This is a genomic window from Halobacillus sp. A5, assembly GCF_024189315.1.
Lineage (GTDB): Bacteria > Bacillota > Bacilli > Bacillales > Halobacillaceae > Halobacillus_A.
In genome coordinates this window covers 60,419-85,006 of sequence record NZ_JAIZEO010000004.1, presented here as the reverse complement: position 1 = coordinate 85,006, position 24,588 = coordinate 60,419, and the positions used below count along the sequence as shown (strand labels likewise).

Genomic DNA, 24,588 nt, shown 5'->3' with positions numbered 1-24,588 from the left:
ATAGAATGAATGAAATTAATCCATCAACCTTCATATATCCTCGGTAATATGGTCCGAAAGTCTCTACCGGAGCACCGTAAATGCTCTGACTATGAAGGCAGGAATCTTGCAGCGTTTTCCGCATGGACTTCTGCCTTCACCGTATTTATTCGGGGGCGGGAGTCTATTTTTTTATAGGGCGATCGAAAGAATTTGAAGTAGGAAAAGGAGAGGTACTCATTATGGAACAAATTCAAGGCATGATTCTTGTGCTCGATTTCGGAAGTCAGTACAATCAATTGATTACACGCCGTATCCGTGAGTTCGGTGTTTACAGTGAACTGCGTTCTCACAAGATTACTGCAGAAGATATTAAAGAGTTGAACCCAAGCGGTATTATATTATCCGGCGGTCCTAACAGTGTATATGGTGAAAAGAGTTTTCGCTGTGATGAAGACTTATTTGAATTAGGTATTCCCGTTCTGGGCATCTGCTACGGCATGCAGTTGATGACTCACCACTTTAATGGAAAAGTCGAGCGTGCCCACCAGCGTGAATATGGAAAAGCGGACATTGCTGTTTCAGAAGACCCTGTTCTTTTCCGGAAAACGCCGAAAGCCCAGACGGTATGGATGAGCCACAGTGATAAAGTGATTGAAGCTCCTCCAGGATTTACTGTAGATTCCACAAGTCCGTCCTGTCCGGTGGCTGCCATTGGAAATGATGAAAAACAGATGTATGGCGTCCAGTTTCATCCGGAAGTCCGTCATTCAGAATATGGTAATGACATCCTGCGAAGCTTTGTCTTTGATGTGTGCGAAGCCACAGACGACTGGACAATGGAACATATTGTTGAAATGGAAGTAGAGAAAATTCGTGAGGAAGTCGGAGATCGTAAAGTTCTTTGTGCACTTAGCGGAGGGGTCGACTCTTCAGTAGTTGCTGCTCTGATGCATAAAGCCATCGGCGATCAGCTGACTTGTATTTTTGTAGACCATGGGCTGCTCCGAAAAAATGAAGCTGATGACGTTATGCGCACCCTTGGGGATGGGTTTAATATGAACATCATTAAAGTGGATGCAAAAGACCGTTTCCTCAGCAAGCTGGAAGGGGTATCTGACCCTGAAGAGAAACGAAAAATTATCGGAAACGAATTCATTTATGTCTTTGACGATGAAGCAGATAAGCTTCGCGACATCGATTATTTAGCGCAGGGCACACTTTACACTGATATCATTGAAAGTGGAACGGACACTGCCCAGACAATTAAATCCCACCATAATGTAGGCGGTCTTCCTGAAGATATGGAGTTCCAGTTAATCGAACCGCTTAACACGCTTTTTAAAGATGAAGTACGCGCCCTTGGAACAGAGCTTGGTGTACCCGAACACATTGTATGGCGTCAGCCTTTCCCTGGTCCAGGCCTGGCCATTCGTATTTTGGGTGCGGTCAGTGAAGAAAAACTGGAAATTGTACGAGAATCAGATGCGATTTTAAGGGAAGAAATTAAAAACGCCGGGCTGGACCGTGACATTTGGCAGTATTTCACTGTACTTCCCAATATCCGTTCCGTCGGGGTTATGGGAGACGAGCGTACGTACGACCACACGATCGGCATTCGAGCCGTCACTTCCATTGACGGCATGACCTCAGATTGGGCACGGATCCCCTGGGAAGTGCTGGAGCGGATTTCTAATCGAATCGTTAATGAAGTGAACCACATTAACCGCGTCGTGTACGACGTAACAAGTAAACCGCCTTCAACCATTGAATGGGAATAGACGAATAATAGAAATGAATAAAAGTCCGAACGTTCGGATTTTGTCTTGACGAAACTTGTCAAACTTTAGTATGATAACAAAAGTTAAAAGTGAATAAGCTGTCGTATAATTTTGGGGATATGGCCCATAAGTTTCTACCGGACTACCGTAAATGGTCTGACTACGTCAGAAATAACCGCACGTTTACCCGTGAGGTCCATTTCTTTAGTAGATTCGTGTAGAAAGCACTCTCGGCCACTGTCTGAGAGTGCTTTTTTATTTTAATCTGTTCTAATACACTTGTGCAAGGATAGGACAGTGAGGGATAACACGCTTCCCGTGGGGGCACGCTGAGTCACCCATCCCTCATTTACACTTTTAAGCGGCAGCTTCAAACAAGAAGGGGAGGAAAGAAAGATGAAGAAGTTTTTTAAATTTCAGGAACACGGTACGAATTACCGCACAGAATTCCTGGCAGGGATGACCACCTTTCTTGCGATGGCTTACATTTTATTCGTAAACCCGTCCACGCTTGCATTAACAGGAATTGACGAGCTTCCAGAGGGCGTAACACGGATTGATGAAGGAGCCGTATTCACGGCTACCGCCATTGCAGCAGCCATAGGAACATTAATCATGGGGGTTCTGGCTAAATATCCAATTGCACTTGCCCCGGGGATGGGCTTAAATGCCTTTTTCGCATACACTGTTGTTTTAGGTTACGGTATTCCATGGGAAACCGCACTGGCTGGAGTCTTGGCATCTGGACTTATATTTATATTATTGACGTTAACAGGACTGCGCCAAAAAATTATTAACGCGATACCAGCTAACTTAAAGCTTGCCGTAGGAGCAGGGATCGGACTATTTATCGCTTTTATTGGCTTCCAGAACTCAGGGATTGTGCAAGGGAATGAAGATACTCTTGTGGCACTTGGTGACTTGACGCAGTCCACAACATTACTTGCTGTGTTTGGTATTGTAGTTTCTGTCATGCTGCTTGCACTGGGCATAAAAGGCGGAATTTTCTACGGTATGATCCTGACCGCTGTTGCCGGAATGGTTGCCGGCTTAATTGCCCCGCCGACTGGTCTTGGAGATGTTGTAGGGGCGGCACCAAGCATGGAACCTACTTTTGGAGCAGCCTTTACACACTTTGGTGAAATTTTCACAATTGAAATGCTCGTCGTTATTTTAACTTTCTTATTCGTCGATTTCTTTGACACTGCAGGAACACTTGTGGCAGTGGCCACACAAGCCGGTTATATGAAAGACAACAAGCTGCCGCGTGCAGGGCGTGCCCTGTTTGCAGACTCTGCAGCTACCGTAGCAGGAGCAGTGGCCGGTACATCAACTACGACGTCATATATTGAATCAACAGCCGGCGTAGGAGCAGGAGGGCGTACAGGGTTTGCCTCCGTGGTAACTGCAGGTTTCTTCCTGTTAGCTCTATTCTTTTCACCGCTCTTGTCCGTCGTTACGGCAGAAGTCACCGCACCTGCGCTGATTATTGTCGGAGTGCTCATGGCCTCCACCTTAAAAAGCATTGACTGGGATCAGTTTGAAATAGCCGTCCCCGCTTTCTTTACCATTGCAGCTATGCCGCTGACGTACAGCATTGCTACAGGAATTGCGATAGGCTTTATCTTTTATCCTATAACGCTTCTATTAAAAGGAAGAGGAAAAGAGATTCACCCGATCATGTATCTGTTATTTGTCATTTTCCTTCTATATTTCATATTCTTAGCATAAACGCTATGAAGAACAGAGAAACGGCCCTCATTTGGAGGGCCGCAGGTTGTTGGGATATTTAGACGCACTTTCCAGTTTCGATATAAGAGAAAGGCTTGCTCAACAATCGTCGGTCCTCAAGTAGAGTGCTGGCTATTATTCATCTTCAAGGTGCCGAATCTTAACCGGTTTCTGACGAGTAGAGTCTGAAATGAAGCGGAACAGTTGAATAATGAGCAGGCCATGCTTATAAGTAGCTTCCATTTTATCGCTGCGCACAGGGAAAGGAAGATCAATTGACCGCTCAAATGCACCGGTGGCAATCTCTGATTGCAGCTGATGACCACCGCTGTGGTGGATATCGATGGTTCCTTTCAACGTCAGCGTCGCATGATCAACGAGAACATCGACGTTTTTAGGATGGTTCATTCCGGGTATATTCACTATACAGATTAATTCATTATCGTACTGATACACGTTCATCTGGGGGATCGAAGGCTTCATAAATCCTTCAAAATCACCCCAAAAATCCTGCCCGAAGAAACGGTCGAAATTCTTTTTCCAATCATCAAATTGTCTCATGATCCAGCATGACCTCCGTTCGACAAAAGTTTTGAAAATATCTTATTGTGCCACTTGGATATGATGGTATATAGTGTATGCAGATTGATCGTTTGGGTGAATGTCCCGGCGTGCACCGTAAACGTCATCGTCTAAATGATTGTGCTTTTTCACTTGGCGGTGAGGGGGCATAGGAGGAATACCCATGCTGGATAATACACTTGTAATGGTTACTATCATTTTAATGGTCAACATCGTCTACGTATCATTTTTTACGTTACGAATGATCTTTACCTTGAAGGGTAAGCGTTATTTCGCAGCTTTTATCAGCACGTTTGAAATTTTGATTTATATCCTGGGCTTAGGTTTAGTCCTTGATAACCTTAATGAAATTGAGAACGTGATTGCTTATGCAGTCGGTTATGGCCTTGGTGTTATTATCGGGATGAAGATTGAAGAGAAGCTGGCGATTGGGTATACAACCGTTAATGTGATCTCTTCAAGTCCGGATATAGAGTTTACGAGAATGCTTCGTGATAAAGGATATGGAGTAACGAGTTGGTATGCATATGGAATGGAAGGCGACCGCCTGGCCATGCAGATTCTAACTCCGAGAAAGTATGAACTGCAGCTTTATGAAACCATTAAATCAATTGACCCGAAAGCATTCATTATTGCTTATGAACCAAAACAAATCCATGGCGGATTCTGGGTGAAGCAAGTGAAGAAGGGAAGGATTCGCAATGCCCAAAAAGAGAGCCAGGAAGCGCTATGAGGTAGCAGAGAACGAAACAATCGATCAATGCCTGGAGCGGATGAAGAAAGAAGGGTATACACCGATCCGTCGCTCGGAGGAGCCTGTCTTTAAAGAAACGACAGAAAATGGAGAAAAAGCCTTTGAACCTATAGGAAGAACCATCGTTTTCTATGCTGTTGAGTTATAAACACGAACAATTATTATTTAATTAATTTTTAATGTTCGTCATTTGCGTTGACAGAATGAATTGAATATTGCTATGATAAAATCAGAATTGCATATTGGACCTCATATAAGTCGGGGATAAGGCCCGGACGTTTCTACCTGGACACCGTAAATGTCCGGACTATGAGGGGAGACCAAGCAGTTGATTGATTCTGGTCACACGTGTGCCTGTTTATCTCCTCTCATACGAGGGGGATGAGCAGGCTTTTTTAATGAATTATTCTTAAGAAAAAGAGGGATCGTATGACTCAAGTTGGCGTAATTATGGGAAGCATTTCTGACTGGGAAACAATGAAGCAGACGTGCAGCCTGTTAGATGAATTGAATATCGAGTATGAAAAGGAAATCATATCCGCACACCGTACACCAGAAGACATGTTTACCTACGCGGAGGAAGCACGATCCAGAGGGTTGAAGGTTATTGTAGCCGGCGCAGGAGGTGCGGCCCACCTGCCAGGTATGGTAGCCGCTAAAACGACACTGCCGGTAATAGGAGTTCCTGTACAATCCAGGGCTCTAAGCGGTATAGATTCGCTCTATTCCATTGCTCAAATGCCTGGCGGCGTGCCGGTAGCGACTGTGGCAATTGGAGGAGCGGGTGCTAAGAATGCCGGTCTTTTAGCTGCAGAAATCATCGGAGCTTTCGATGAGCAAGTCGCAGGTCGTCTTGATGAGTACCGCAAAGGAATGAGAAACAAAGTAGAAGAGATGCGGGGTGAGCTTCGTGATCAGTAAAGTTATACGCCCGGGAGATACAATAGGGATTCTTGGCGGCGGCCAGCTCGGCCGGATGATGGCTGTTGCAGCTAAGCATATGGGATACAGGGTGGCCGTGCTTGATCCGACAGAAGATTGTCCTTGTGCCCAGGTAGCCGATCTTCATATTCAAGGCAATTATGACGATTTAGAAGCTGCCGAGCAGCTAAGTGAAGCCAGTGACGTGATCACCTATGAATTTGAAAATGTAGATTTAGAAGTCGCCAGGCAATTTGAAGAAGCAGACAAGCTGCCACAGGGAGCTTTTTCCTTAGAAGTGACGCAGAACCGTGCAAAAGAAAAGGCGGTGGCTGCAGAAGCCGGATTGCCGGTAGCAGATTATGAGATTATAGAATCAGTCGACGAATTGAAAGAAGCTCTTCAATCAATCGGATTTCCTTCAGTAGTCAAAACCATCAGCGGGGGCTACGACGGCAAGGGGCAGCTTAAGTTCGAGTATGAAGAAGACGTCGTTCAAGCTAAAGACTTTATTAAAGACGGCGGCCGTTACATTATTGAAAAATGGCTGGCCTTCGATTTAGAGATTTCTCAGGTGTTTACAAGAGCTCAAGACGGAAATATTCAATATTTTCCTATTGGGGAAAATGTCCACCGTCATCAAATATTACACGAAACCAGAGTGCCGGCCGGCATATCGTCTCAAGTGGAAAAGAAGGTGCAGGAAGCTGTATCTGCTTTAGCGGAGGAAATGAACATCGTTGGGACATTTGCTGTTGAAATGTTCGTAAAAGATGAAGATATTTATATAAACGAGATGGCACCAAGACCTCACAACTCCGGACATTATACGATTGAAGCCTGCAGCGTGTCTCAGTTTGAGCAGCATGTTCGTGCTATCTGCGGTCTTCCGCTCCTGCCTGTTCACAACTTTCCGTCCGCTGTCATGATCAATGTCCTCGGCAAGCACCGGGATATTCTCCTGGGTAAACTGGAGGAATATTACGGCATCCACCTGCACGACTATGGAAAGAAAGATTCACGCTCCACTCGTAAGATGGGACATTTAACGATCATTGGAAACAACCTGAATGAAATTGATGAGATCATCGCAGAAAATAATATTCATATGTGGTAACTACTGAGGAGGAAGACAATGATAGAACGATATACAAGACCTGAAATGGGATCCATCTGGACAGAAGAAAACAGATATCAAGCATGGCTGGAGGTTGAACTTCTGGCATGTGAAGCTTGGAGTGAGCTTGGAGTCATTCCAAAGGAAGATGTAGAAAAACTGCGTGAGAAAGCGTCATTTAATGTGGATCGCATTTATGAAATCGAAGCAGAGACCCGCCATGACGTGGTGGCCTTTACACGAGCTGTTTCAGAAACAGTAGGTGAGGAACGTAAGTGGGTCCATTACGGCTTAACATCAACAGACGTTGTGGATACGGCACTTTCCTATCAGTTAAAGCAGGCTAATGAAATCATTCGCAGAGACCTTGTGAACTTTATCGATATTTTAGGCGATAAAGCAACTGAACACAAACACACCGTTATGATGGGTCGGACACATGGGGTTCACGCTGAGCCGACGACATTTGGTCTTAAGCTGGCTCTCTATTATGAAGAAATGAAGCGCAACCTGGAGCGTCTGGATTTAGCGATTAAGAACATTGAAGTCGGGAAGCTTTCAGGTGCTGTAGGAACTTATGCCAATATCGATCCTTTCGTAGAAGAATATGTATGTAATAAGCTTGGCTTGGAAGCAGCTCCGGTTTCCACGCAGACACTGCAGCGTGATCGTCATGCTCATTACGTTTCTACCTTAGCATTAATTGCAACCTCTATTGAGAAAATTGCGGTTGAGATCCGTGGTCTGCAGAAGACAGAAACTCGTGAAGTTGAGGAATTTTTTGCGAAAGGGCAGAAAGGGTCTTCAGCTATGCCTCACAAGCGTAATCCAATTGGTTCAGAGAATATGACGGGCATGGCGCGCGTCCTTCGCGGTGAAATGCTGACAGCTTTTGAAAATGTTCCGCTCTGGCATGAACGTGACATATCCCACTCTTCTGCTGAACGAGTTATTCTGCCGGACGCAACCATTGCTCTTAACTACATGCTAAACCGCTTCAGTTCTATCGTTAAGAACTTAACCGTCTTTCCGGAACGTATGCAGGAAAATATGGAGAAAACTTACGGTCTTATCTTCTCCCAGCGCGTCCTGCTTACATTGATCGATGAAGGATTTGTACGGGAAGAAGCCTACGATCTCGTGCAGCCAAAAGCGATGGAAGCGTGGGAGCGCGGAATTCCTTTCCGTGAACTGATCGAAGCAGATGACCGAATTACATCAGCATTATCTGGTGAACAAATTGATGCCTGCTTTGACTATAAGCATCATTTAAAACAAGTTGATCGAATCTTTGACCGTATCGGACTTTCATAAATCCAACAGGATGGGGTGTTTTCCAATGAAGGGATCTCTTTTATACGAAGGAAAAGCTAAGAGAGTGTACCACGTGAACGATGAACCAGAACAACTGGTTTTATCCTATAAAAATGATGCTACTGCTTTTAATGGTAAGAAGAAGGATGAGTTTGAGGGCAAAGGGCGTCTCAATAATTTAATCACATCAAAAGTTTTTGAATACCTTCACCAGCAGCAGCTTCCGTCTCATTTTATTAAATCCCTGAATGATACCGAGCAGTTGGTAGCAAAAACAACTATTATTCCATTAGAGGTAGTCGTCAGGAACGTAGCAGCCGGGAGTATTACGAGAAGACTGGGGATAGAAGAGAAGTCAGTATTCGAACCGCCGATTGTCGAACTCTTCTATAAAAAGGACGAGCTGGATGATCCGATATTAAATGATTACCATGCTCTTTATTTAACGGATGTAACGGAGGCAGAGCTGCAATCCATTAAAGATAAGGCCCTTAAGGTAAATGATCATCTAAAAGATTTGTTTAAACAGTCCGGGCTGAAACTAGTTGATTTTAAATTAGAATTTGGAAGATTAGCAGATGACTCCATCGTGCTGGCTGATGAAATCTCACCTGATACGTGCCGGCTCTGGGACGAAGAAACAGGCGAGAAGATGGATAAAGACGTGTTCCGTGAAAGCTTAGGCGACTTAATCTCTGTGTACGAAAACATTTTACAACGACTGGAGGAGAACACATGCGCAAAGTAAAGATTTACATCACTCTTAAAGAAGGCGTACTTGATCCACAAGGAAAGGCTGTGCAGAATTCATTGCACTCTCTACAATACAACAATGTCTCTGATGTAAGAGTTGGCAAATATATGGAAGTCATGCTTGAGGAATCAAAGGATATAGAATCTCAGGTTGATAAAATGTGTGATGAGCTGCTGGCTAATCCAGTCATCGAAGATTATTCATACACGATCGAGGAGGTCGTTTAAGTGAAATTCGCTGTTGTTGTATTTCCAGGCTCCAATTGTGACCGCGATATGTATTTTGCTATAACAGATGCTCTTGGGCAGAAAGCGGATCTCGTTTGGTATCAGGAAGCTGATCTATCAAGCTATGATGCGATTCTATTGCCTGGCGGGTTCTCTTATGGAGATTACCTGAGGTCAGGAGCTATTGCTTCGACGTCCAATGTTATTAAGCAGATTCGTGAAGCAGCCGAAGCAGGCAAACCCATTCTCGGCGTTTGTAATGGATTTCAGGTGCTGCTTGAAATGGGACTGCTTCCAGGTGCCATGCTGCCGAACAAGCATTTGAAATTTATGTGTCATTACGAAACTTTAAAAGTTGAGAATGCAAAAACGATGTTTACCAACAGCTATGAAGAGCAGGAGGAAATTGAGCTTCCAATTGCCCATGGAGACGGTAATTATTATTGTGATGAAGCAACTTATACTCAGCTGAAAAATAACAATCAAATTGCGTTTACGTATAAAAATAATCCAAACGGATCTGTTGAGGATATCGCCGGGATTACGAACGAGCAGGGCACTGTGCTTGGCATGATGCCTCACCCGGAACGCGCTGTCGATTCACTGGTAGGCACGACAGACGGCCTCCGGTTATTCCAGTCGATCCTTACACATTGGAGGGATAAGCATGCCATCAAAGCTTGAGATCAGTCCAGATCAAATTAAACAACAGCAGTTATATAAAGAAATGGGCTTAACTGACGAAGAATTTGAGTCCGTCACGAATATACTCGGCCGCTTACCGAATTATACAGAAACCGGACTATTTTCTGTGATGTGGTCCGAGCATTGCAGCTACAAAAACTCCAAGCCGCTGCTAAGAAAATTTCCAGTAGATGGCGAGCATGTGCTCCAGGGTCCAGGTGAAGGCGCAGGAATTATTGATATCGGCGATGACCAGGCTGTCGTTTTTAAAGTAGAAAGCCACAACCACCCATCAGCCGTTGAACCTTACCAGGGAGCAGCTACCGGAGTTGGCGGGATTTTACGCGATGTATTTTCCATGGGAGCCCGTCCTGTTGCTTTATTGAACTCACTCCGTTTTGGATCATTAAAGCATCCACGAGTTAAATACCTTTTTGAAGAAGTAGTCCATGGAATTGCGGGTTACGGCAACTGCGTCGGTGTACCGACAGTCGGAGGAGAGGTTCAGTTTGACGATGCTTACAACGGCAACCCATTAGTAAACGCCATGTGCGTAGGATTAATTGACCATAAGGATATTCAGAAAGGAATTGCGGCCGGAGTAGGTAATACAGTGATGTACGTCGGAGCTAAAACAGGCCGCGACGGCATTCACGGCGCGACTTTTGCATCTGAAGAGTTAACTGAAGAATCACAGGAGAAACGTCCTTCCGTGCAGGTCGGTGACCCATTTATGGAAAAGCTCCTCATTGAAGCCTGCTTAGAGGTGATTCATCATGATGCGCTAGTAGGGATTCAAGATATGGGAGCAGCAGGACTTACTTCTTCAGCGAGTGAAATGGCCAGTAAAGCAGGTACGGGCATGGTCATGAACCTGGACTTAGTGCCGCAGCGTGAATTAAATATGACTCCTTATGAAATGATGCTTTCTGAATCTCAGGAGCGTATGCTGCTCGTCGTTGAGAAAGGGCGCGAAGATGAAATTGCAGAGGTTTTCAGAAAGTTTGATCTAGAAGCCGTTTCGGTTGGAGAGGTAACAGACGATCAGCGTTTCCGCCTTACTCATCTTGGGGAAACGGCAGCGGATGTACCTGTCGATTCGCTTGCAGAAGATGCACCAGTTTACCATAAGCCTTCTCGTGTGCCTGCTTATTACAAGGAATACCAGGAAATGGATCGCTACGTTCCAGCCGTTGATAATTACGGAGAGACATTAAAAGAATTACTTCAGCAGCCGACAATCGCAAGTAAAGAATGGGTTTACGACCAATACGATTCCATGGTTCAGACGAACACTGTCGTGACACCAGGATCTGACGCAGCAGTTCTCCGGGTCCGGGGAACGAAAAAGGCACTGGCTATGACTACAGACTGTAATTCCCGCTACATTTACCTTGATCCGGAAACCGGCGGTCAGATCGCTGTTGCGGAAGCCGCGCGAAACATCATCTGCTCTGGAGCACAGCCTCTGGGAATCACGGACGGGCTCAACTTTGGTTCTCCGGATAACCCGGAAATCTTCTGGCAGATGGAGAAAAGTGTTGAAGGAATGAGTGAAGCCTGCCGTCAGCTTAATACACCGGTTATAAGCGGGAATGTTTCGCTTTATAATGAGTCATTTGGCGGTCAAGCCATCTATCCTACTCCTGTAGTGGGTATGGTGGGATTAGTGGAAGATACGGAGCACATTACTCAATCTCATGCTAAAAACAGCGGAGATCTCATTTATGTAATAGGAGAAACGAAAGCAGAATTCGGCGGAAGCGAGCTTCAGGGATTGCGTGAAGGCCGTCATTTTGGACAGGCCCCTGCATTGGATCTGCAAACCGAAACGAAGCGTCAGCAGCAGCTTCTAAATGTGATTAAGCAAGGAATTATTCAATCTGCCCATGATGTTGCAGAAGGTGGACTTGCTGTAGCATTGGCAGAAAGCTTATTCAATGGCGGTCTGGGCTGTGACATCACGATTGAAGGCGATCCTGCAGCAGCGTTGTTCTCTGAAACTCAGTCCCGCTTTTTAGTATCAATCAAACCTGAAGATCAAGAGGCTTTTGAGCAGAAAGTTGAAGATGCGATTCTTCTTGGTAAAACGGCAGGGGATGGGGTGTACCGCATCCGCGCTCAAGAGGGAACCGTCGTGGAAGAGCAGACAGATGAATTAAAGCAACTTTGGAAAGGAGCTATTCCATGCTTGGTGAAATCAAAGGACTAAATGAAGAATGCGGTATTTTTGGTGTTTTTAATCATCCGGATTCAGCGCAGCTTACGTATTACGGCCTTCACGCCCTTCAACATCGCGGGCAGGAAGGTGCCGGCATTGTAACGAGTGACGGAGATCATATGAAAGTCTCGAAAGGCCACGGACTAATATCCGAGGTCTTCCCGCAGAATCGATTGAATGATCTTCAAGGCTATGCGTCTGTAGGACATGTTCGTTATGCTACAGCAGGTGACGGAAGCTATGAGAACATTCAGCCGCTTATGTTCCGTTCTCAAACCGGCGGACTTGCATTGGCGCATAACGGTAATCTCGTAAATGCTCACGCTCTTAAAGGCCAGCTTGAAGCGCAGGGGTCTATTTTACAAACGACCTCCGACACAGAAGTTGTGGCGCACTTAATAAAGCGGGCTGGACATCTGCCGATGGATGAGGCAATCAGCCAGGCGCTGTCTATGATTAAAGGGGCTTACGCTTTTCTAATGATGACGGAAAACAAAATGTATGTCGCTAACGATCCAAGAGGCCTGCGCCCTATCAGCATCGGTCACTTAGGAGACGCGTGGTGCGTATCATCTGAAACATGCGCCTTCGATGTGATCGGGGCTTCATATGAACGTGAAGTTATGCCTGGAGAGCTTTTAATTATTGATGAAAACGGTATTGAATCCAAGCGATTTTCAGCACCGATCCAGCGTACACTCTGCTCCATGGAATATGTATACTTCTCTCGTCCGGACAGTAACCTGGACGGGAAGAATGTGCATGCCTCAAGAAAGCGCATGGGTAAAACGCTTGCTGCAGAAGCACCGGTTGAAGCCGATGTCGTTACCGGAGTGCCGGATTCAAGTATTTCTGCAGCTATCGGATACGCAGAAGCTTCTGGAATTCCCTATGAGCTCGGTTTAATTAAAAATCGCTATGTGGGACGTACATTCATTCAGCCCTCTCAGGAGCTGCGTGAACAAGGTGTGAAAATGAAACTTTCTGCCGTGCGCGGTATCGTAGAAGGCAAGCGGGTAGTTATGGTTGATGACTCCATTGTCCGTGGAACAACCAGCCGGAGAATTGTAAAAATGTTAAAAGAAGCAGGGGCCAAAGAAGTCCACGTCCGGATCGCATCACCACCTATTCAGAATCCTTGCTACTACGGCATTGATACCTCTACCAGCGGGGAGCTCATTGCCGCGAACAATACGGTAGAAGAAATTGAAGAGCAAATTGGGGCAGACAGTCTTTCTTATCTAACAGTGGAAGGATTGAACGATGCCATTTATCAAGGGGAAGAATCGCTGAATCATGGAGGCTGTGCTGCTTGCTTCACAGGGAACTACCCGACAGAAATTTATCCAAACACAGCTCTGCCATACGAGAAAGCGTAGCACAAGGAGGCACACCAGACATGAGCGAATCATATAAAAAAGCAGGAGTAGATGTAGAAGCAGGCTATCAAGCTGTTGATTTAATGAAAAAGCACGTCCAGCGCACGATGCGTCCTGAAGTAATCGGAGGCTTAGGATCGTTTGCCGGATTATTTGATATCAGCGGGATGAGTTACACTCATCCCGTGCTTGTGACAGGAACGGACGGCGTCGGCACAAAGCTGAAGCTGGCCTTTGAAATGGACAAGCACGATACGATTGGAATTGATGTGGTTGCGATGTGTGTAAACGATATTGTCGCTCAAGGAGCAGACCCTTTGCTGTTCCTCGATTACATTGCCTGCGGGAAAAATGAACCAGAGAAAATTGAGCAGATCGTTAAAGGAATTGCTGATGGGTGTGAACAATCCCGATGCGCTCTGGTCGGCGGCGAGACTGCTGAAATGCCCGGTATGTATGATGAAGATGAATATGATCTGGCAGGGTTTGTGGTCGGAATGGCCGACAAAGACCAGCTTATATCAGGTTCAGGTATTCAGCCCGGCGATGCGTTGATCGGTCTGCCTTCAAGCGGCGTTCACTCGAACGGATTCTCGCTCGTGCGCCGGATAATTGAAGACAAAAACCTGGACTTGCACACCACTTATTCAGGATTTACTAAACCTTTAGGTGAAGAGCTGTTAACACCTACGAAACTATATACGCAGCCCATCCAGTCTCTTAAACAGTCCGTATCTGTAAAAGGCTTGGCGCATGTTACCGGCGGCGGATTCTATGAAAATATTCCCCGCACGCTTCCTGGCGGATTAGGAGTACGCTTGAAGCAGGATAGCTGGAATGTACCAGCAATCTTTGACTTTCTGCAGGATAAAGGAGCATTACCTATTGAAGATATGCTCGGTGTATTTAACATGGGCATCGGCATGGTTGCTGTTGTTGCAGAGGAAGAAAGTAAAGCAGCGCTCGATTCTCTGAAGGAACACGGTGAAGACGCCTCCTTAATTGGCTATGTCACAGCAGATGAAGGAATTTATTGGTCATGAATAACAAAATCGCGGTCTTTGCCTCAGGCACAGGAACAAACTTCGATGCTATTGTGAACGCTGTTAATGAAGGCACGCTCGATGCCGAGGTCAGCCTCCTTGTCAGTGATAAAATCAATGCAGGTGTTATCGAAAAAGCACAAAAAAGAGACATTGATACCGTCGTCTGCACACCCAAATCATTTACTGATAAAGCAGCTTATGAATCCGCTGTACTAGCAGATTGCAGAGCAAGGAACGTAGAATGGATCATTCTGGCCGGATATATGCGGTTAATCGGTCCAACCTTATTAGAATCTTATGCCAACCGCATCATCAACATCCATCCATCCCTTCTTCCCGCATTCCCGGGCAAGGACGCGATCGGACAGGCAGTAGATAAAAAGGTGAAAGTGACGGGGGTCACCGTGCACTTCGTAGATGACGGGATGGATACCGGCCCGATAATCGCGCAGGAAGCGCTGTCGATAACAGAAGAGGATACAAAGGATGACGTCCGACGAAAAATACAGGCTGTAGAGCATAGGCTGTATCCCCATGTTATCCAATCCCTACTCACCAAGGAGGAAGCTAAATGAAACGTGCATTATTAAGTGTGTCTGACAAACAAGGAATCAGCGAATTCGCTCAACAATTAATCGAACTTGGCTACGAACTAATCTCAACAGGGGGAACCAAGCGCGCGATTGAAGAAGCAGGACTGCCTGTTCTTTCTATTTCAGAGATTACCGAGTTCCCTGAAATTATGGATGGACGCGTCAAGACATTGCACCCCTCTGTACATGGCGGACTGCTGGCTAAGCGCAGCAATGAAGCTCATATGAGCCAGCTTGACGAATTAAACATTGAAACGATTGATCTTGTTGCGGTGAATCTCTATCCGTTTAAAGAAACCATTGCGAAACCTGATGTAACTGAAGAAGATGCGATTGAAAACATTGACATCGGGGGACCGACAATGCTTCGCTCCGCTGCTAAAAGTTTTGAAGATGTGGCGGTCGTGGTTGACCCGGACGATTACCATCAAGTGATCGACAGTCTGAAGTCTGGAGATCTTTCATTTGCTGAACGTAAGAATCTGGCCGCTAAAGTATTCCGCCATACAGCGAATTATGATGCTTTGATTGCTGAGTATTTCGCTCAATTAACTGAAGAACCATATCCAGAATCGTATATTGTAACTTATGAGAAGGTACAGAGTTTACGTTATGGTGAGAACCCTCACCAAACCGCTTCCTTTTATAAAAAGGCGAACTATAAGGGAGCTTCCCTGGCTAATGCAGAACAGTTAAACGGCAAGGAGCTATCTTATAACAATATACAGGACGCGAACGCTGCACTTGATGTTGTACTTGAGTTTAACGAACCGGCAGCCGTAGCTGTTAAGCATATGAATCCTTGTGGAGTCGGCACGAGCCGTGGTTTATTTGATGCTTTCAGTAAAGCTTACGCCGCCGATCCTGTATCCATTTTCGGCGGGATCGTAGCTTTAAACCGTGAAGTGGATGGAGAAACGGCAGCTAAGCTGAAAGAAATTTTCTTGGAAATCGTTCTGGCTCCATCGTTTAGCGAAGAAGCGCTTGAAATACTTACAGCGAAGAAAAACCTGCGTTTGTTGAAGATTGATATAAAGAAACCTGAAACGCAGACGCATAAACTTACTTCAGTAAGTGGTGGTCTGCTCGTTCAGGACACGGACGAAGGCACATTAGAAGACGTAGAATTAGAAGTTGCGACTGAACGCCAGCCAACAGAGCAAGAGTTGAAGGATCTTGAACTGGGATGGAAAGTCGTCAAACATGTGAAGTCAAATGCGATCGTTGTGGCAAAATCGGATCAAACCCTGGGTGTTGGAGCCGGGCAGATGAACCGTGTAGGAGCAGCTCAGATTGCTTTTGAACAGGCGGGGGACCAAGCCCAGGGAGCCATTCTGGCATCTGATGCATTTTTCCCGATGCCGGACACGGTTGAAGCCGCTGCATCGGCCGGAATAAAGGCGATCATTCAGCCAGGCGGATCAAAGCGCGATCAAGACTCAATCGATGCCTGCAATAAGCATGGCATTGCAATGGTGTTTACGAAAATGCGTCACTTCAAACATTAAGAAAGGAGGAGAATGAATGAAGGTTCTAGTTATTGGACGTGGGGGACGTGAGCATAGTCTCGTTCAGAAATTTGCTGAAAGTCCTCAGGTGGCTGAAGTTTATGCTGCACCGGGAAATGCGGGTATGGAAGAAGAAGCGGAATGTGTCCCTATTTCAGAAACGTCACACGGCGAGCTCGTCGCTTTTGCGCAGGAAAGCGGGGTGGATGTGACATTTGTGGGACCTGAGAATCCTTTGTTGGACGGCATTGTCGACGATTTTAAAGAAGCGGGTCTGCTCGTCTTCGGTCCGACGAAGGAGGCCGCTCTCCTTGAAGGAAGCAAGCATTATGCCAAGCAGATAATGAAGAAATACAGCATTCCAACTGCTGAGTATGAGGCTTTCACAAATGCCGAAGAAGCGAAGACTTATATTGAGAAGAAGGGCGCACCTATCGTAGTAAAAGCGGATGGTTTAGCTGCAGGCAAAGGAGTAGTCGTTGCTGAGACGGTCAGCCAGGCTGTAGAAGCTGTTGATGAGATGCTGTTAAACCGTCGGTTCGGAGAGGCGAGTAAGGAAATCGTGGTAGAGGAATTTCTTGAAGGAGAAGAATACTCTTTGATGGCCTTCGTCAACGGGGAAGACGTATACCCAATGGTAACAGCAAGAGATCACAAGAGAGCATATGAAGGCGACGAAGGTCCGAATACCGGAGGGATGGGAGCGTTTGCCCCTGCCCAGGATCTGCCTGAAGGTGAATATGAGTTTGCCGTAGAAAGTATTCTAAAGCAGACAGCTTCTGCTATGGTTCAGGAAGGTCGTCCGTTTACCGGAATATTATACGCAGGATTGATCCAAACGTCTCAAGGTTCAAAAGTCATTGAATTTAATGCCAGGTTTGGTGATCCCGAAACCCAAGTCGTTCTGCCTCTGTTAGAGAATGATCTTCTGCAGGTAATCCTGGATGTTCTTGATCATAAGAATCCTGAACTGACATGGAAGAAGCAATCGTGCGCAGGTGTTGTTGTCGCTTCAGCCGGTTACCCTGGAAGCTATCAAAAAGGCGTGCCTCTTCCACAGTTGGACAAGCAGCCAGGGCTTTTCATCGTTCACGCTGGAACGAAGAAAGTGAAAGAATCTTATGTTTCGGACGGCGGCCGCGTATTATTGTTCGGAAAAACAGCGGACAGCCTCAGCGCAGCCTTAACTGAAGTGAATGAAGCACTGACTGTATTTGATCGTTCCGAGGACTTCTTTTACAGAAAAGACATCGGGCAGTCATCTATTATTTCTTCTAATGAAAACATAGAGTAAAGCTGCTACTGTACCAATGATCAGGGAGATCACAAACCCTGCATCAGTCAAGTATTCCATGAAATCCATTTTGTCGACATCCTTTACTGACCAGGACGGGCTTATCCCGTCCTTTTTTATTTGGGGTTAATTCTTTAATAAATGGAAAAAATATGATTAACTGATAGAGCGCTTTCTTTTTCTGCATTGACAGTATTCTTATATTTAGCGAAGGGAATCCAACCTGTGTTACGATAGAAAAAATGAACCCGGGAGGCTGCTCCATGAATGAACAACGCTTTCGCTGGCGCAACCGTCAACTTCGCGAACATACAGCAGTTGTCGATGGAAAGCTGGCACCAACGAAGTTAATCAAACAAACAACTTACTTAAACGTATATCTTAAACAATGGATGAAGGGTCATATATGGATTTACAATGACCGTATTATTTACTGCGGTTCAGAACTGCCGCCCCTTACTGAAGGAACCGAAATTATTGACGGCAGCGATTCGTATATCGTACCCGGCTATATTGAGCCGCATGCTCATCCATTTCAATTATATAATCCCCGTAGTCTGGCCGAATATGCAGCCCGCACCGGTACAACGACTTTAATTAATGATAATTTGATGTGGTTATTTTTAACCGACCAGAAAAATGCATTCAGTCTGCTCGAGGAATTTATGAACGTGTCTGCTTCGATGTACTGGTGGGCGAGATTTGATTCTCAATCCACACTGCCGGAAGAGGAGCAGGAAAAGTTTGAAGATCAAATTCTGTCCTGGCTTCACCACGATGCCGTCATTCAAGGTGGAGAATTGACGGCCTGGCCTGAAGTGCTGTACGGCGGTGATGATCAAATGCTGCACTGGATGCAGGAAACGAGGCGGTCCAGGAAGCCGATGGAAGGTCATCTTCCGGGAGCGTCGTGGAAAACATTAGTGAAGATGAAGCTGCTGGGGGTGGATTCCGAACATGAATCAATGACCGCTGCAGAGGTTATTGAGCGATTATCTTACGGATACCAGACGGGCTTACGGTATTCTTCTATTCGTCCTGATTTACCTGAAATTTTGAAAGAGCTGCTGGATCAAAATATCCAATCCTTTGATCGTACAATGTTTACAACGGATGGATCAACGCCTGGATTTTATCGTGAAGGACTGATCAATCCGTGTATTAAAATCGCTCTTGAGGCGGGTGTGAAAGATGTGGATGCCTACATGATGGGTTCTTATTACGCAGCCCGTCATTTTGGAATTGAAGACCGTCTTGGAAGCCTCGCGCCAGGAAGAGTGGCCCACTTGAATTTCCTTTCTCATCCAAACGATCCAAACCCGCATTCTGTTATTGCGAAAGGGGAATGGGTGAGACGTGATCATAAGCACATTCAAACGGGTTCAGATTTCCCTTGGGAAAAACACGGACTGAGGCAGCTTGAGTTATCATGGGATTTAACAGAAGAGGATCTTCAATTCTCTATGCCTGTAGGAATGGAAATGGTGAATGAAGTCATAACGAAACCATTTGCGATTGATGTCGACTCTGCTGCCGAACGCCTGCCGGATGACCACAATGAAGCCTTTTTAACATTGCTGGACCGTGATGGGGAGTGGAGAGTGAACACACTGCTCAAAGGTTTCACTGATTCTCTCGGTGCTTTAGTAAGCTCCTACTCAAACACAGGAGATATTATACTAATTGGAAAATCACGCCCAGATATGAAGCTCGCTTTTCAACGCTTAAAGGAAATTGGCGGTGGGATAGTTCTTGTCGATGAGGGAGAAGTGATTTTCGAACTCCCCTTATCCTTAGCCGGAGTAATGGCGGATATGGAAATGGACGAACTGATAGTAAAAGAAAAAGAACTTAAAAAGAAATTAAAATCGTATGGATATACGTTTGGAGATCCAGTATACACGCTGCTGTTTCTATCTTCCATGCACCTGCCTTTTATACGGATTACTCCAGTCGGCATCATGGATGTGAAAAAGAATGAGGTTCTTTATCCGGCGATCATGCGTTAATATATAAAGAGAGACGAGAAATTTTTAAGGGGAATTAATGAATGAGAAAGCTCTTATGGTTTAGCCTGGTTTTACTTTTTAGTGTATTAGCGGCTTGTAGTAATAACGAGTCAAAGTCAAATGAAGCGGCTGAAGAACCCTCTCAGGAAGAAAAAGAAGAACCCTCTCAGGGAGAAAAGGAAGAACCCCCGCGGGTTTATCCATTGACGGGAGAAGAGACGGATGAAGATATTGACCAGCGAGTCGTTTCGGTCATGGTCAATAATCATTCGCAGGCCCGTCCGCAGTCTGGATTAAGTCAGGCGGACGTCGTTTATGAATTTTTAGCTGAAGGGCAGATTACGAGATTCCTGGCTTTGTATCAAAGCGATCTGCCTGAAAACGTAGGACCTGTCCGAAGTGCACGGCCTTACTTTTATGAGACTGCTGAAGGATATGATGCCCTTTATACGTATCATGGAGCAGCTGATTTTATTAATGATGATATTGAAGAAAGCGGTATTGATTATGCTGACGGTGCTCACTATGATAATGACCGTGAGTTATTTAAACGTACTTCAGACCGTCAGGCGCCGCACAATTCCTATTTAATAACAAACGGATTGGAACAACTGCTGCAGAGTAAAGGCTATAAAATGGAAAAAGAAATAGAACCGCTTCCTTTTAGTGATGAGGCGGACGTAGAAGGAACTCCAGCCGGGCAGGTAACTGTGACATACGACGAAAATGAAACGGTCACGTATACGTATGATGAAGACAAAGAACAATATTTACGCGAAAGCGATGGTGAACCGACAATCGATGCAGAAACCAATGAACAAGTAGCTCTTGAGAATGTTCTGATTGTGCAAACCTCCCATGAAGTAATTGATGATGCAGGAAGAAGGGAGATCGACCTGAATTCAGGCGGAAAGGGATACCTCTTGCAAAAAGGGGAGCAACTTGATGTAGAATGGAAGAATACAGATGGTCGGATTCTGCCTTATCAAAATGATGAACCCGTACCATTTAAACCGGGTCAAACTTGGGTGAATGTCGTTCCTGATGAACCAGGAATGGTATCTGTGAATGAAAAGGGAGGGGAAGCAAATGCAGATTGATAAATTAAGAGGCAAAACACTGGACCAGCTTTTCGAAGCGATTTTATCTTTAAAAAATGTAGAAGAATGCTATGAATTTTTTGATGATTTGGCTACGATGAATGAAGTGCAGTCGCTTGCCCAACGTCTGGAAGTAGCAAGAATGCTGCGTGAAGGGTTTACGTACCATAAGATTGAAACTGAAACCGGTGCGTCCACGGCTACGATCTCTCGTGTGAAACGCTGTTTGAACTACGGTAATGATGCGTACACTCTGGCACTTGACCGCGTACAGGAAAAAAGAACAGAATAGAAGTAATAACCGTCCTCTTTAAAAAGGGCGGTTTTTTGTTTTAATGAGAGTGGTAATTTCGACATCCCAATGCCAAGTGACGGATGTAGTATTTTTATGTCAAAAACCCAGCCCTCCCTCCACAGACATCAGTTCGATTTAAAACATTAACAAATTTCTTCAGTCATCATAAAGCTCACAATACTTCACAAAAAATCCCTCTTATCGATTCATGTAATAAGCAAAAGTTTGCTATAATATATGAATGGACAAAAGGTTTATCGTTGAATACGTACGATAAATATCCGAGAAATAAACGCAGCTTCTGCGAGTGAAACTTTCGTTAGAAAAAAGTTTCACCATATGGAGGAAGACATCCCTTGCTACACGTGAACGAATGGCGCCACGTTTTTAAACTGGATCCTAATAAATTAATAGAGAACGAAGATTTATCTTCTATTTGTGAATCAGGTACGGATGCAATCATTATCGGAGGTACGGATGGGGTGACATTTGATAATGTATATGATCTTGCCGAAAGGGTACAGCAGTACACTGTTCCCTGCCTTCTTGAGGTTTCGACTATGGAAGCCATTATGCCTGGATTTGACGGCTATTTAATTCCAAGCGTTTTAAACAGTAAGGAGAAACACTTTGTTACAGGAATCCAGCATGAAGCGATTAAGGAATATAATGATTGGATCGATTGGAATCAAATGGTGGTGGAAGGCTACTGTGTAATGAACGATCAGGCCAAGGTGTTTAAAGCTGCAGAATGTGAGTTTCCCACGCAGGAGGATGTAATGGCCTATGCCGTCATGGCCGAGCAAATGTTTCGGTTTCCGATCTTTTACTTAGAATACAGCGGAATGTTTGGGGATGTGGAATTGGTGAAACAGGTCAGCTCCCAATTAGAGCAGACCGCACTTTTTTATGGCGGAGGAATTGAATCATACGATCAGGCAGCAGCGATGAAGCAATATGCTGACGTCATCGTGGTTGGTAATATTATATATAAAGATGTACAGGCAGCTTTACGAACGGTGGAAGCCTGCAGGTAACAATCAAGAAAAAAGGAAGGTGTCCTCATGACACAAGCAATGCACCCTTTAGTAAGCGGGTTAAATGAACAACAGCGAAATGCGGTCACCCATACGGAAGGACCGCTACTTATAATGGCGGGAGCAGGGAGTGGCAAAACACGTGTGCTCACTCATCGAATTGCTTACCTGCTTGATGAAAGAGACGTGTCTCCGCGGAATGTGCTGGCGATCACATTTACGAATAAAGCAGCCCGGGAAATGAAGGCACGTGTGGAGGCACTGGTAGGTGCCGATGCCGATAAGATTTGGATGTCCACGTTCCACTCGATGTGTGTACGGATATTAAGGCGGGACATTGACCGGATTGGCTATGACCGCAACTTTTCCATTTTGGACTCAAGCGACCAGCAATCGGTTATTAAACAAATACTTAAGGATTTAAATCTAGATCCGAAGAAGTGGGATCCCCGTGCTATGATCGGAGCAATCAGTAACGCTAAAAACGAATTGATCACGCCTGAACAGTACGAGCGTGAAGCAAACAGCATGCATGAGGAGCAGATTGCTAAGATTTATAAAGGCTACCAAAAGAAGCTGCGGAAAAATCAGTCGCTCGATTTTGATGATTTAATTATGCAGACGCTGACCCTCTTTGACCGTTTGCCTGAAGTTCTGGAATACTACCAGCGCCGGTTCCAATATATCCACGTTGATGAGTATCAGGATACAAACCATGCTCAATATCAGCTCGTGAAGCAATTAGCAAGCCGCTTTAAAAACCTCTGTGTCGTCGGGGACTCTGACCAGTCTATTTACCGATGGAGGGGAGCGGATATTACCAATATCCTTTCTTTTGAGGAAGACTATCCAAATGCCAGAACGATACTGCTGGAGCAGAATTATCGTTCAACCGAGCTGATTTTAAATGCAGCCAATAAAGTCATCTCGAACAACAGCGGCCGAAAAGCAAAAAACTTATGGACAGATAATAACGGCGGTACAAAAATTCAATACAAAGAAGCTGGAACGGAACGGGAGGAAGCTTTTTTTGTAACAGATCAAATTGAAGACCTTGTGCGCAGCGGTCGTTTCCGCTACAAGGACGCTGCTATTTTATACCGTACGAATGCACAGTCGCGTGCGATTGAGGAAACCTTCGTCAAGTCTGGTGTTCCGTATCAAATGGTCGGCGGCACAAAGTTCTACGACCGTAAAGAAATTAAAGACCTGCTGGCTTACTTAAGACTGATTGCAAATCCTAATGACGATTTGAGCTTCCAGCGCGTAGTCAATGAACCAAAACGAGGAGTAGGCAAAACAAGCCTAGATAAACTTCAAGCTTATGCTGCCGCACAGGATATTTCTCTTTATGAAGCCTCAGCTGAAATTGATTTTGTAGGTGTAAGTGCTAAAGCAGCTAAATCAATCATGGGCTTTTACCAAATGATCCGCAACTGGACCCGCCAGCAGGAGTTTCTTTCAGCTACAGATATGGTTAATGAAGTCATTGAAGTGACAGGCTATGAAGAGATGCTGAAAAACGAAAAGAGTTTAGAAGCTCAAAGCCGTCTTGAGAATATTGAAGAATTCAAATCCGTTACGAAGAATTTTGAAGAAACCTCCGAGGACAAAACATTAATCGCGTTTTTAACTGATTTAGCGTTAATCGCTGACATTGATTCTATGAACGATGATCCATCAAGCGATGACACGGTTACGTTAATGACGCTGCATTCCGCTAAAGGACTAGAATTTCCAGTTGTCTTTCTAATTGGAATGGAAGAAAACGTATTTCCGCATACACGTTCATTGATGGACGATGATGAGATGGAAGAGGAAAGACGGCTTGCCTATGTAGGCATTACACGTGCGGAGAAAGAGTTGTATTTGACCCACGCCAAAATGCGTACTCTATATGGTCGTACCAACATGAATCCGATCAGCCGATTCATTCATGAAATTCCTGATGACCTGTTAGAAGGAAAAGAAGAAAAAGAATCGCTGCCTTTCTTTAATCAAAAACGTGAACCAGGAGCTGCTGCAGCTTCCCGCCCGGCTCCTGTCAAACGTGCTGCCAAGAAAGAAAAAACTACCTCAGGCGGTGAGAAATTATCCTGGCAGCCCGGCGATAAAGCCGCCCATAAAAAATGGGGTGAAGGCACAGTGGTTAAGGTACAGGGCGAAGGAGAGGATCTTGAGCTTGACATTGCCTTCCCGGCACCGACTGGAATCAAACGGTTAATTGCAAGGTTTGCCCCGATAACGAAAGTGTAAGGACGT

The 24,588-nt window shown here is 45.2% G+C and carries 23 protein-coding genes and 3 riboswitches; of the genes, 21 read left to right on the top strand and 2 right to left on the bottom strand.

The window, feature by feature from the left end; genetic code table 11:
* Positions 1-10: 10 nt before the first annotated feature.
* Positions 11-112, top strand: a riboswitch (purine riboswitch).
* A 109-nt stretch (positions 113-221) separates the two neighbouring features.
* Both guaA and LF822_RS15675 read left to right on the top strand, forming a co-directional pair.
* The gene (guaA, locus tag LF822_RS15680) at positions 222-1,760 is read left to right on the top strand and encodes a glutamine-hydrolyzing GMP synthase (protein ID WP_253925029.1); all 1,539 of its coding nucleotides are present in this window, start codon (positions 222-224) and stop codon (positions 1,758-1,760) included.
* 81 nt (positions 1,761-1,841) lie between these two features.
* A riboswitch (purine riboswitch) is annotated at positions 1,842-1,943 on the top strand.
* Between the two features lie 213 nt (positions 1,944-2,156).
* On the top strand, positions 2,157-3,491 hold the full coding sequence (locus LF822_RS15675) for an NCS2 family permease (RefSeq protein WP_253925028.1): 1,335 nt from the start codon (positions 2,157-2,159) through the stop codon (positions 3,489-3,491).
* A 135-nt stretch (positions 3,492-3,626) separates the two neighbouring features.
* Here LF822_RS15675 and LF822_RS15670 read toward each other — a convergent pair whose 3' ends face one another.
* Positions 3,627-4,052: an Hsp20/alpha crystallin family protein gene (locus tag LF822_RS15670; RefSeq protein ID WP_253925027.1), complete on the bottom strand. Its 426-nt coding sequence runs from the start codon at positions 4,050-4,052 to the stop codon at positions 3,627-3,629.
* A gap of 184 nt (positions 4,053-4,236) precedes the next feature.
* Here LF822_RS15670 and LF822_RS15665 point away from each other — a divergent pair, with 184 nt between their 5' ends.
* The 14 genes from LF822_RS15665 to purD all read left to right on the top strand — a co-directional run bounded on the left by LF822_RS15665 (position 4,237) and on the right by purD (position 17,885).
* The gene (locus LF822_RS15665) at positions 4,237-4,806 is read left to right on the top strand and encodes a DUF2179 domain-containing protein (RefSeq protein WP_253925026.1); all 570 of its coding nucleotides are present in this window, start codon (positions 4,237-4,239) and stop codon (positions 4,804-4,806) included.
* Positions 4,775-4,975 carry an NETI motif-containing protein gene (locus LF822_RS15660; protein ID WP_253925025.1) on the top strand — a complete coding sequence of 67 codons (201 nt, stop codon included), beginning with the start codon at positions 4,775-4,777 and terminating at the stop codon, positions 4,973-4,975. Before LF822_RS15665 ends, LF822_RS15660 begins: the two co-directional genes overlap by 32 nt.
* An 81-nt stretch (positions 4,976-5,056) precedes the next feature.
* Positions 5,057-5,157: riboswitch (purine riboswitch) on the top strand.
* A 99-nt stretch (positions 5,158-5,256) separates the two neighbouring features.
* Complete coding sequence (purE, locus tag LF822_RS15655; protein ID WP_253925024.1) at positions 5,257-5,748, top strand: 5-(carboxyamino)imidazole ribonucleotide mutase; 492 nt, start codon at positions 5,257-5,259, stop codon at positions 5,746-5,748.
* Positions 5,738-6,865: a 5-(carboxyamino)imidazole ribonucleotide synthase gene (purK, locus tag LF822_RS15650; RefSeq protein WP_253925023.1), complete on the top strand. Its 1,128-nt coding sequence runs from the start codon at positions 5,738-5,740 to the stop codon at positions 6,863-6,865. Before purE ends, purK begins: the two co-directional genes overlap by 11 nt.
* Before the next feature lie 18 nt (positions 6,866-6,883).
* A complete protein-coding gene (gene purB / locus LF822_RS15645) occupies positions 6,884-8,179 on the top strand; it encodes an adenylosuccinate lyase (protein WP_253925022.1) in 1,296 nt (431 codons plus the stop codon).
* A gap of 25 nt (positions 8,180-8,204) precedes the next feature.
* On the top strand, positions 8,205-8,927 hold the full coding sequence (purC, locus tag LF822_RS15640; RefSeq protein ID WP_253925021.1) for a phosphoribosylaminoimidazolesuccinocarboxamide synthase: 723 nt from the start codon (positions 8,205-8,207) through the stop codon (positions 8,925-8,927).
* Positions 8,915-9,160, top strand: a complete 246-nt coding sequence (gene purS, locus LF822_RS15635; protein ID WP_253925020.1) for a phosphoribosylformylglycinamidine synthase subunit PurS — start codon at positions 8,915-8,917, stop codon at positions 9,158-9,160. The genes purC and purS overlap by 13 nt, the downstream gene beginning before the upstream one ends.
* Positions 9,161-9,844: a phosphoribosylformylglycinamidine synthase subunit PurQ gene (purQ, locus tag LF822_RS15630; RefSeq protein WP_253925019.1), complete on the top strand. Its 684-nt coding sequence runs from the start codon at positions 9,161-9,163 to the stop codon at positions 9,842-9,844.
* A complete protein-coding gene (gene purL, locus LF822_RS15625; RefSeq protein ID WP_253925018.1) occupies positions 9,828-12,056 on the top strand; it encodes a phosphoribosylformylglycinamidine synthase subunit PurL in 2,229 nt (742 codons plus the stop codon). Before purQ ends, purL begins: the two co-directional genes overlap by 17 nt.
* Entirely contained in the window at positions 12,032-13,444 is a 1,413-nt protein-coding gene (purF, locus tag LF822_RS15620) for an amidophosphoribosyltransferase (RefSeq protein WP_253925017.1), read from the top strand. The genes purL and purF overlap by 25 nt, the downstream gene beginning before the upstream one ends.
* A 20-nt stretch (positions 13,445-13,464) precedes the next feature.
* Positions 13,465-14,487 carry a phosphoribosylformylglycinamidine cyclo-ligase gene (gene purM, locus LF822_RS15615; protein ID WP_253925016.1) on the top strand — a complete coding sequence of 341 codons (1,023 nt, stop codon included), beginning with the start codon at positions 13,465-13,467 and terminating at the stop codon, positions 14,485-14,487.
* Entirely contained in the window at positions 14,484-15,065 is a 582-nt protein-coding gene (purN, locus tag LF822_RS15610) for a phosphoribosylglycinamide formyltransferase (RefSeq protein WP_253925015.1), read from the top strand. The genes purM and purN overlap by 4 nt, the downstream gene beginning before the upstream one ends.
* Positions 15,062-16,591, top strand: coding sequence for a bifunctional phosphoribosylaminoimidazolecarboxamide formyltransferase/IMP cyclohydrolase (gene purH / locus LF822_RS15605; RefSeq protein WP_253925014.1), 1,530 nt, complete (start codon positions 15,062-15,064; stop codon positions 16,589-16,591). The genes purN and purH overlap by 4 nt, the downstream gene beginning before the upstream one ends.
* 16 nt (positions 16,592-16,607) lie before the next feature.
* Positions 16,608-17,885 carry a phosphoribosylamine--glycine ligase gene (gene purD, locus LF822_RS15600; protein WP_253925013.1) on the top strand — a complete coding sequence of 426 codons (1,278 nt, stop codon included), beginning with the start codon at positions 16,608-16,610 and terminating at the stop codon, positions 17,883-17,885.
* On the opposite strand, the gene LF822_RS23130 is transcribed toward purD, so the two are convergent.
* A complete protein-coding gene (locus LF822_RS23130; protein WP_371925956.1) occupies positions 17,850-17,945 on the bottom strand; it encodes an EYxxD motif small membrane protein in 96 nt (31 codons plus the stop codon). The genes purD and LF822_RS23130 overlap by 36 nt on opposite strands.
* Positions 17,946-18,148: 203 nt before the next feature.
* Between LF822_RS23130 and LF822_RS15595 the strand changes: the two genes are divergently transcribed.
* The 5 genes from LF822_RS15595 (at position 18,149) to pcrA (ending at position 24,582) form a co-directional block, all read left to right on the top strand.
* Positions 18,149-19,894, top strand: a complete 1,746-nt coding sequence (locus LF822_RS15595; RefSeq protein ID WP_253925012.1) for an adenine deaminase C-terminal domain-containing protein — start codon at positions 18,149-18,151, stop codon at positions 19,892-19,894.
* Positions 19,895-19,935: 41 nt separating this feature from the next.
* Positions 19,936-20,994, top strand: coding sequence for a DUF3048 domain-containing protein (locus LF822_RS15590; protein WP_253925011.1), 1,059 nt, complete (start codon positions 19,936-19,938; stop codon positions 20,992-20,994).
* Positions 20,984-21,286 carry a YerC/YecD family TrpR-related protein gene (locus LF822_RS15585; protein WP_188378001.1) on the top strand — a complete coding sequence of 101 codons (303 nt, stop codon included), beginning with the start codon at positions 20,984-20,986 and terminating at the stop codon, positions 21,284-21,286. The genes LF822_RS15590 and LF822_RS15585 overlap by 11 nt, the downstream gene beginning before the upstream one ends.
* Before the next feature lie 359 nt (positions 21,287-21,645).
* Positions 21,646-22,326 (top strand): heptaprenylglyceryl phosphate synthase, encoded by a 681-nt coding sequence (gene pcrB / locus LF822_RS15580; protein WP_253925010.1) that lies wholly within the window; start codon positions 21,646-21,648, stop codon positions 22,324-22,326.
* A gap of 27 nt (positions 22,327-22,353) precedes the next feature.
* Complete coding sequence (pcrA, locus tag LF822_RS15575; protein ID WP_253925009.1) at positions 22,354-24,582, top strand: DNA helicase PcrA; 2,229 nt, start codon at positions 22,354-22,356, stop codon at positions 24,580-24,582.
* Positions 24,583-24,588: the final 6 nt, after the last annotated feature.

Coding starts and splice junctions, on each gene's coding strand:
- purF (WP_253925017.1), top strand. CDS start 12,032: ATGCTTGGTGAAATCAAAGGACTAAATGAAGAATGCGGTATTTTTGGT.
- purL (WP_253925018.1), top strand. CDS start 9,828: ATGCCATCAAAGCTTGAGATCAGTCCAGATCAAATTAAACAACAGCAG.
- LF822_RS15585 (WP_188378001.1), top strand. CDS start 20,984: ATGCAGATTGATAAATTAAGAGGCAAAACACTGGACCAGCTTTTCGAA.
- purE (WP_253925024.1), top strand. CDS start 5,257: ATGACTCAAGTTGGCGTAATTATGGGAAGCATTTCTGACTGGGAAACA.
- LF822_RS15660 (WP_253925025.1), top strand. CDS start 4,775: ATGCCCAAAAAGAGAGCCAGGAAGCGCTATGAGGTAGCAGAGAACGAA.
- purB (WP_253925022.1), top strand. CDS start 6,884: ATGATAGAACGATATACAAGACCTGAAATGGGATCCATCTGGACAGAA.
- LF822_RS23130 (WP_371925956.1), bottom strand. CDS start 17,945: ATGGAATACTTGACTGATGCAGGGTTTGTGATCTCCCTGATCATTGGT.
- purC (WP_253925021.1), top strand. CDS start 8,205: ATGAAGGGATCTCTTTTATACGAAGGAAAAGCTAAGAGAGTGTACCAC.
- purM (WP_253925016.1), top strand. CDS start 13,465: ATGAGCGAATCATATAAAAAAGCAGGAGTAGATGTAGAAGCAGGCTAT.
- purH (WP_253925014.1), top strand. CDS start 15,062: ATGAAACGTGCATTATTAAGTGTGTCTGACAAACAAGGAATCAGCGAA.
- LF822_RS15665 (WP_253925026.1), top strand. CDS start 4,237: ATGCTGGATAATACACTTGTAATGGTTACTATCATTTTAATGGTCAAC.
- purD (WP_253925013.1), top strand. CDS start 16,608: ATGAAGGTTCTAGTTATTGGACGTGGGGGACGTGAGCATAGTCTCGTT.
- LF822_RS15590 (WP_253925011.1), top strand. CDS start 19,936: ATGAGAAAGCTCTTATGGTTTAGCCTGGTTTTACTTTTTAGTGTATTA.
- purS (WP_253925020.1), top strand. CDS start 8,915: ATGCGCAAAGTAAAGATTTACATCACTCTTAAAGAAGGCGTACTTGAT.
- LF822_RS15675 (WP_253925028.1), top strand. CDS start 2,157: ATGAAGAAGTTTTTTAAATTTCAGGAACACGGTACGAATTACCGCACA.
- LF822_RS15670 (WP_253925027.1), bottom strand. CDS start 4,052: ATGAGACAATTTGATGATTGGAAAAAGAATTTCGACCGTTTCTTCGGG.
- pcrA (WP_253925009.1), top strand. CDS start 22,354: ATGACACAAGCAATGCACCCTTTAGTAAGCGGGTTAAATGAACAACAG.
- LF822_RS15595 (WP_253925012.1), top strand. CDS start 18,149: ATGAATGAACAACGCTTTCGCTGGCGCAACCGTCAACTTCGCGAACAT.
- purN (WP_253925015.1), top strand. CDS start 14,484: ATGAATAACAAAATCGCGGTCTTTGCCTCAGGCACAGGAACAAACTTC.
- guaA (WP_253925029.1), top strand. CDS start 222: ATGGAACAAATTCAAGGCATGATTCTTGTGCTCGATTTCGGAAGTCAG.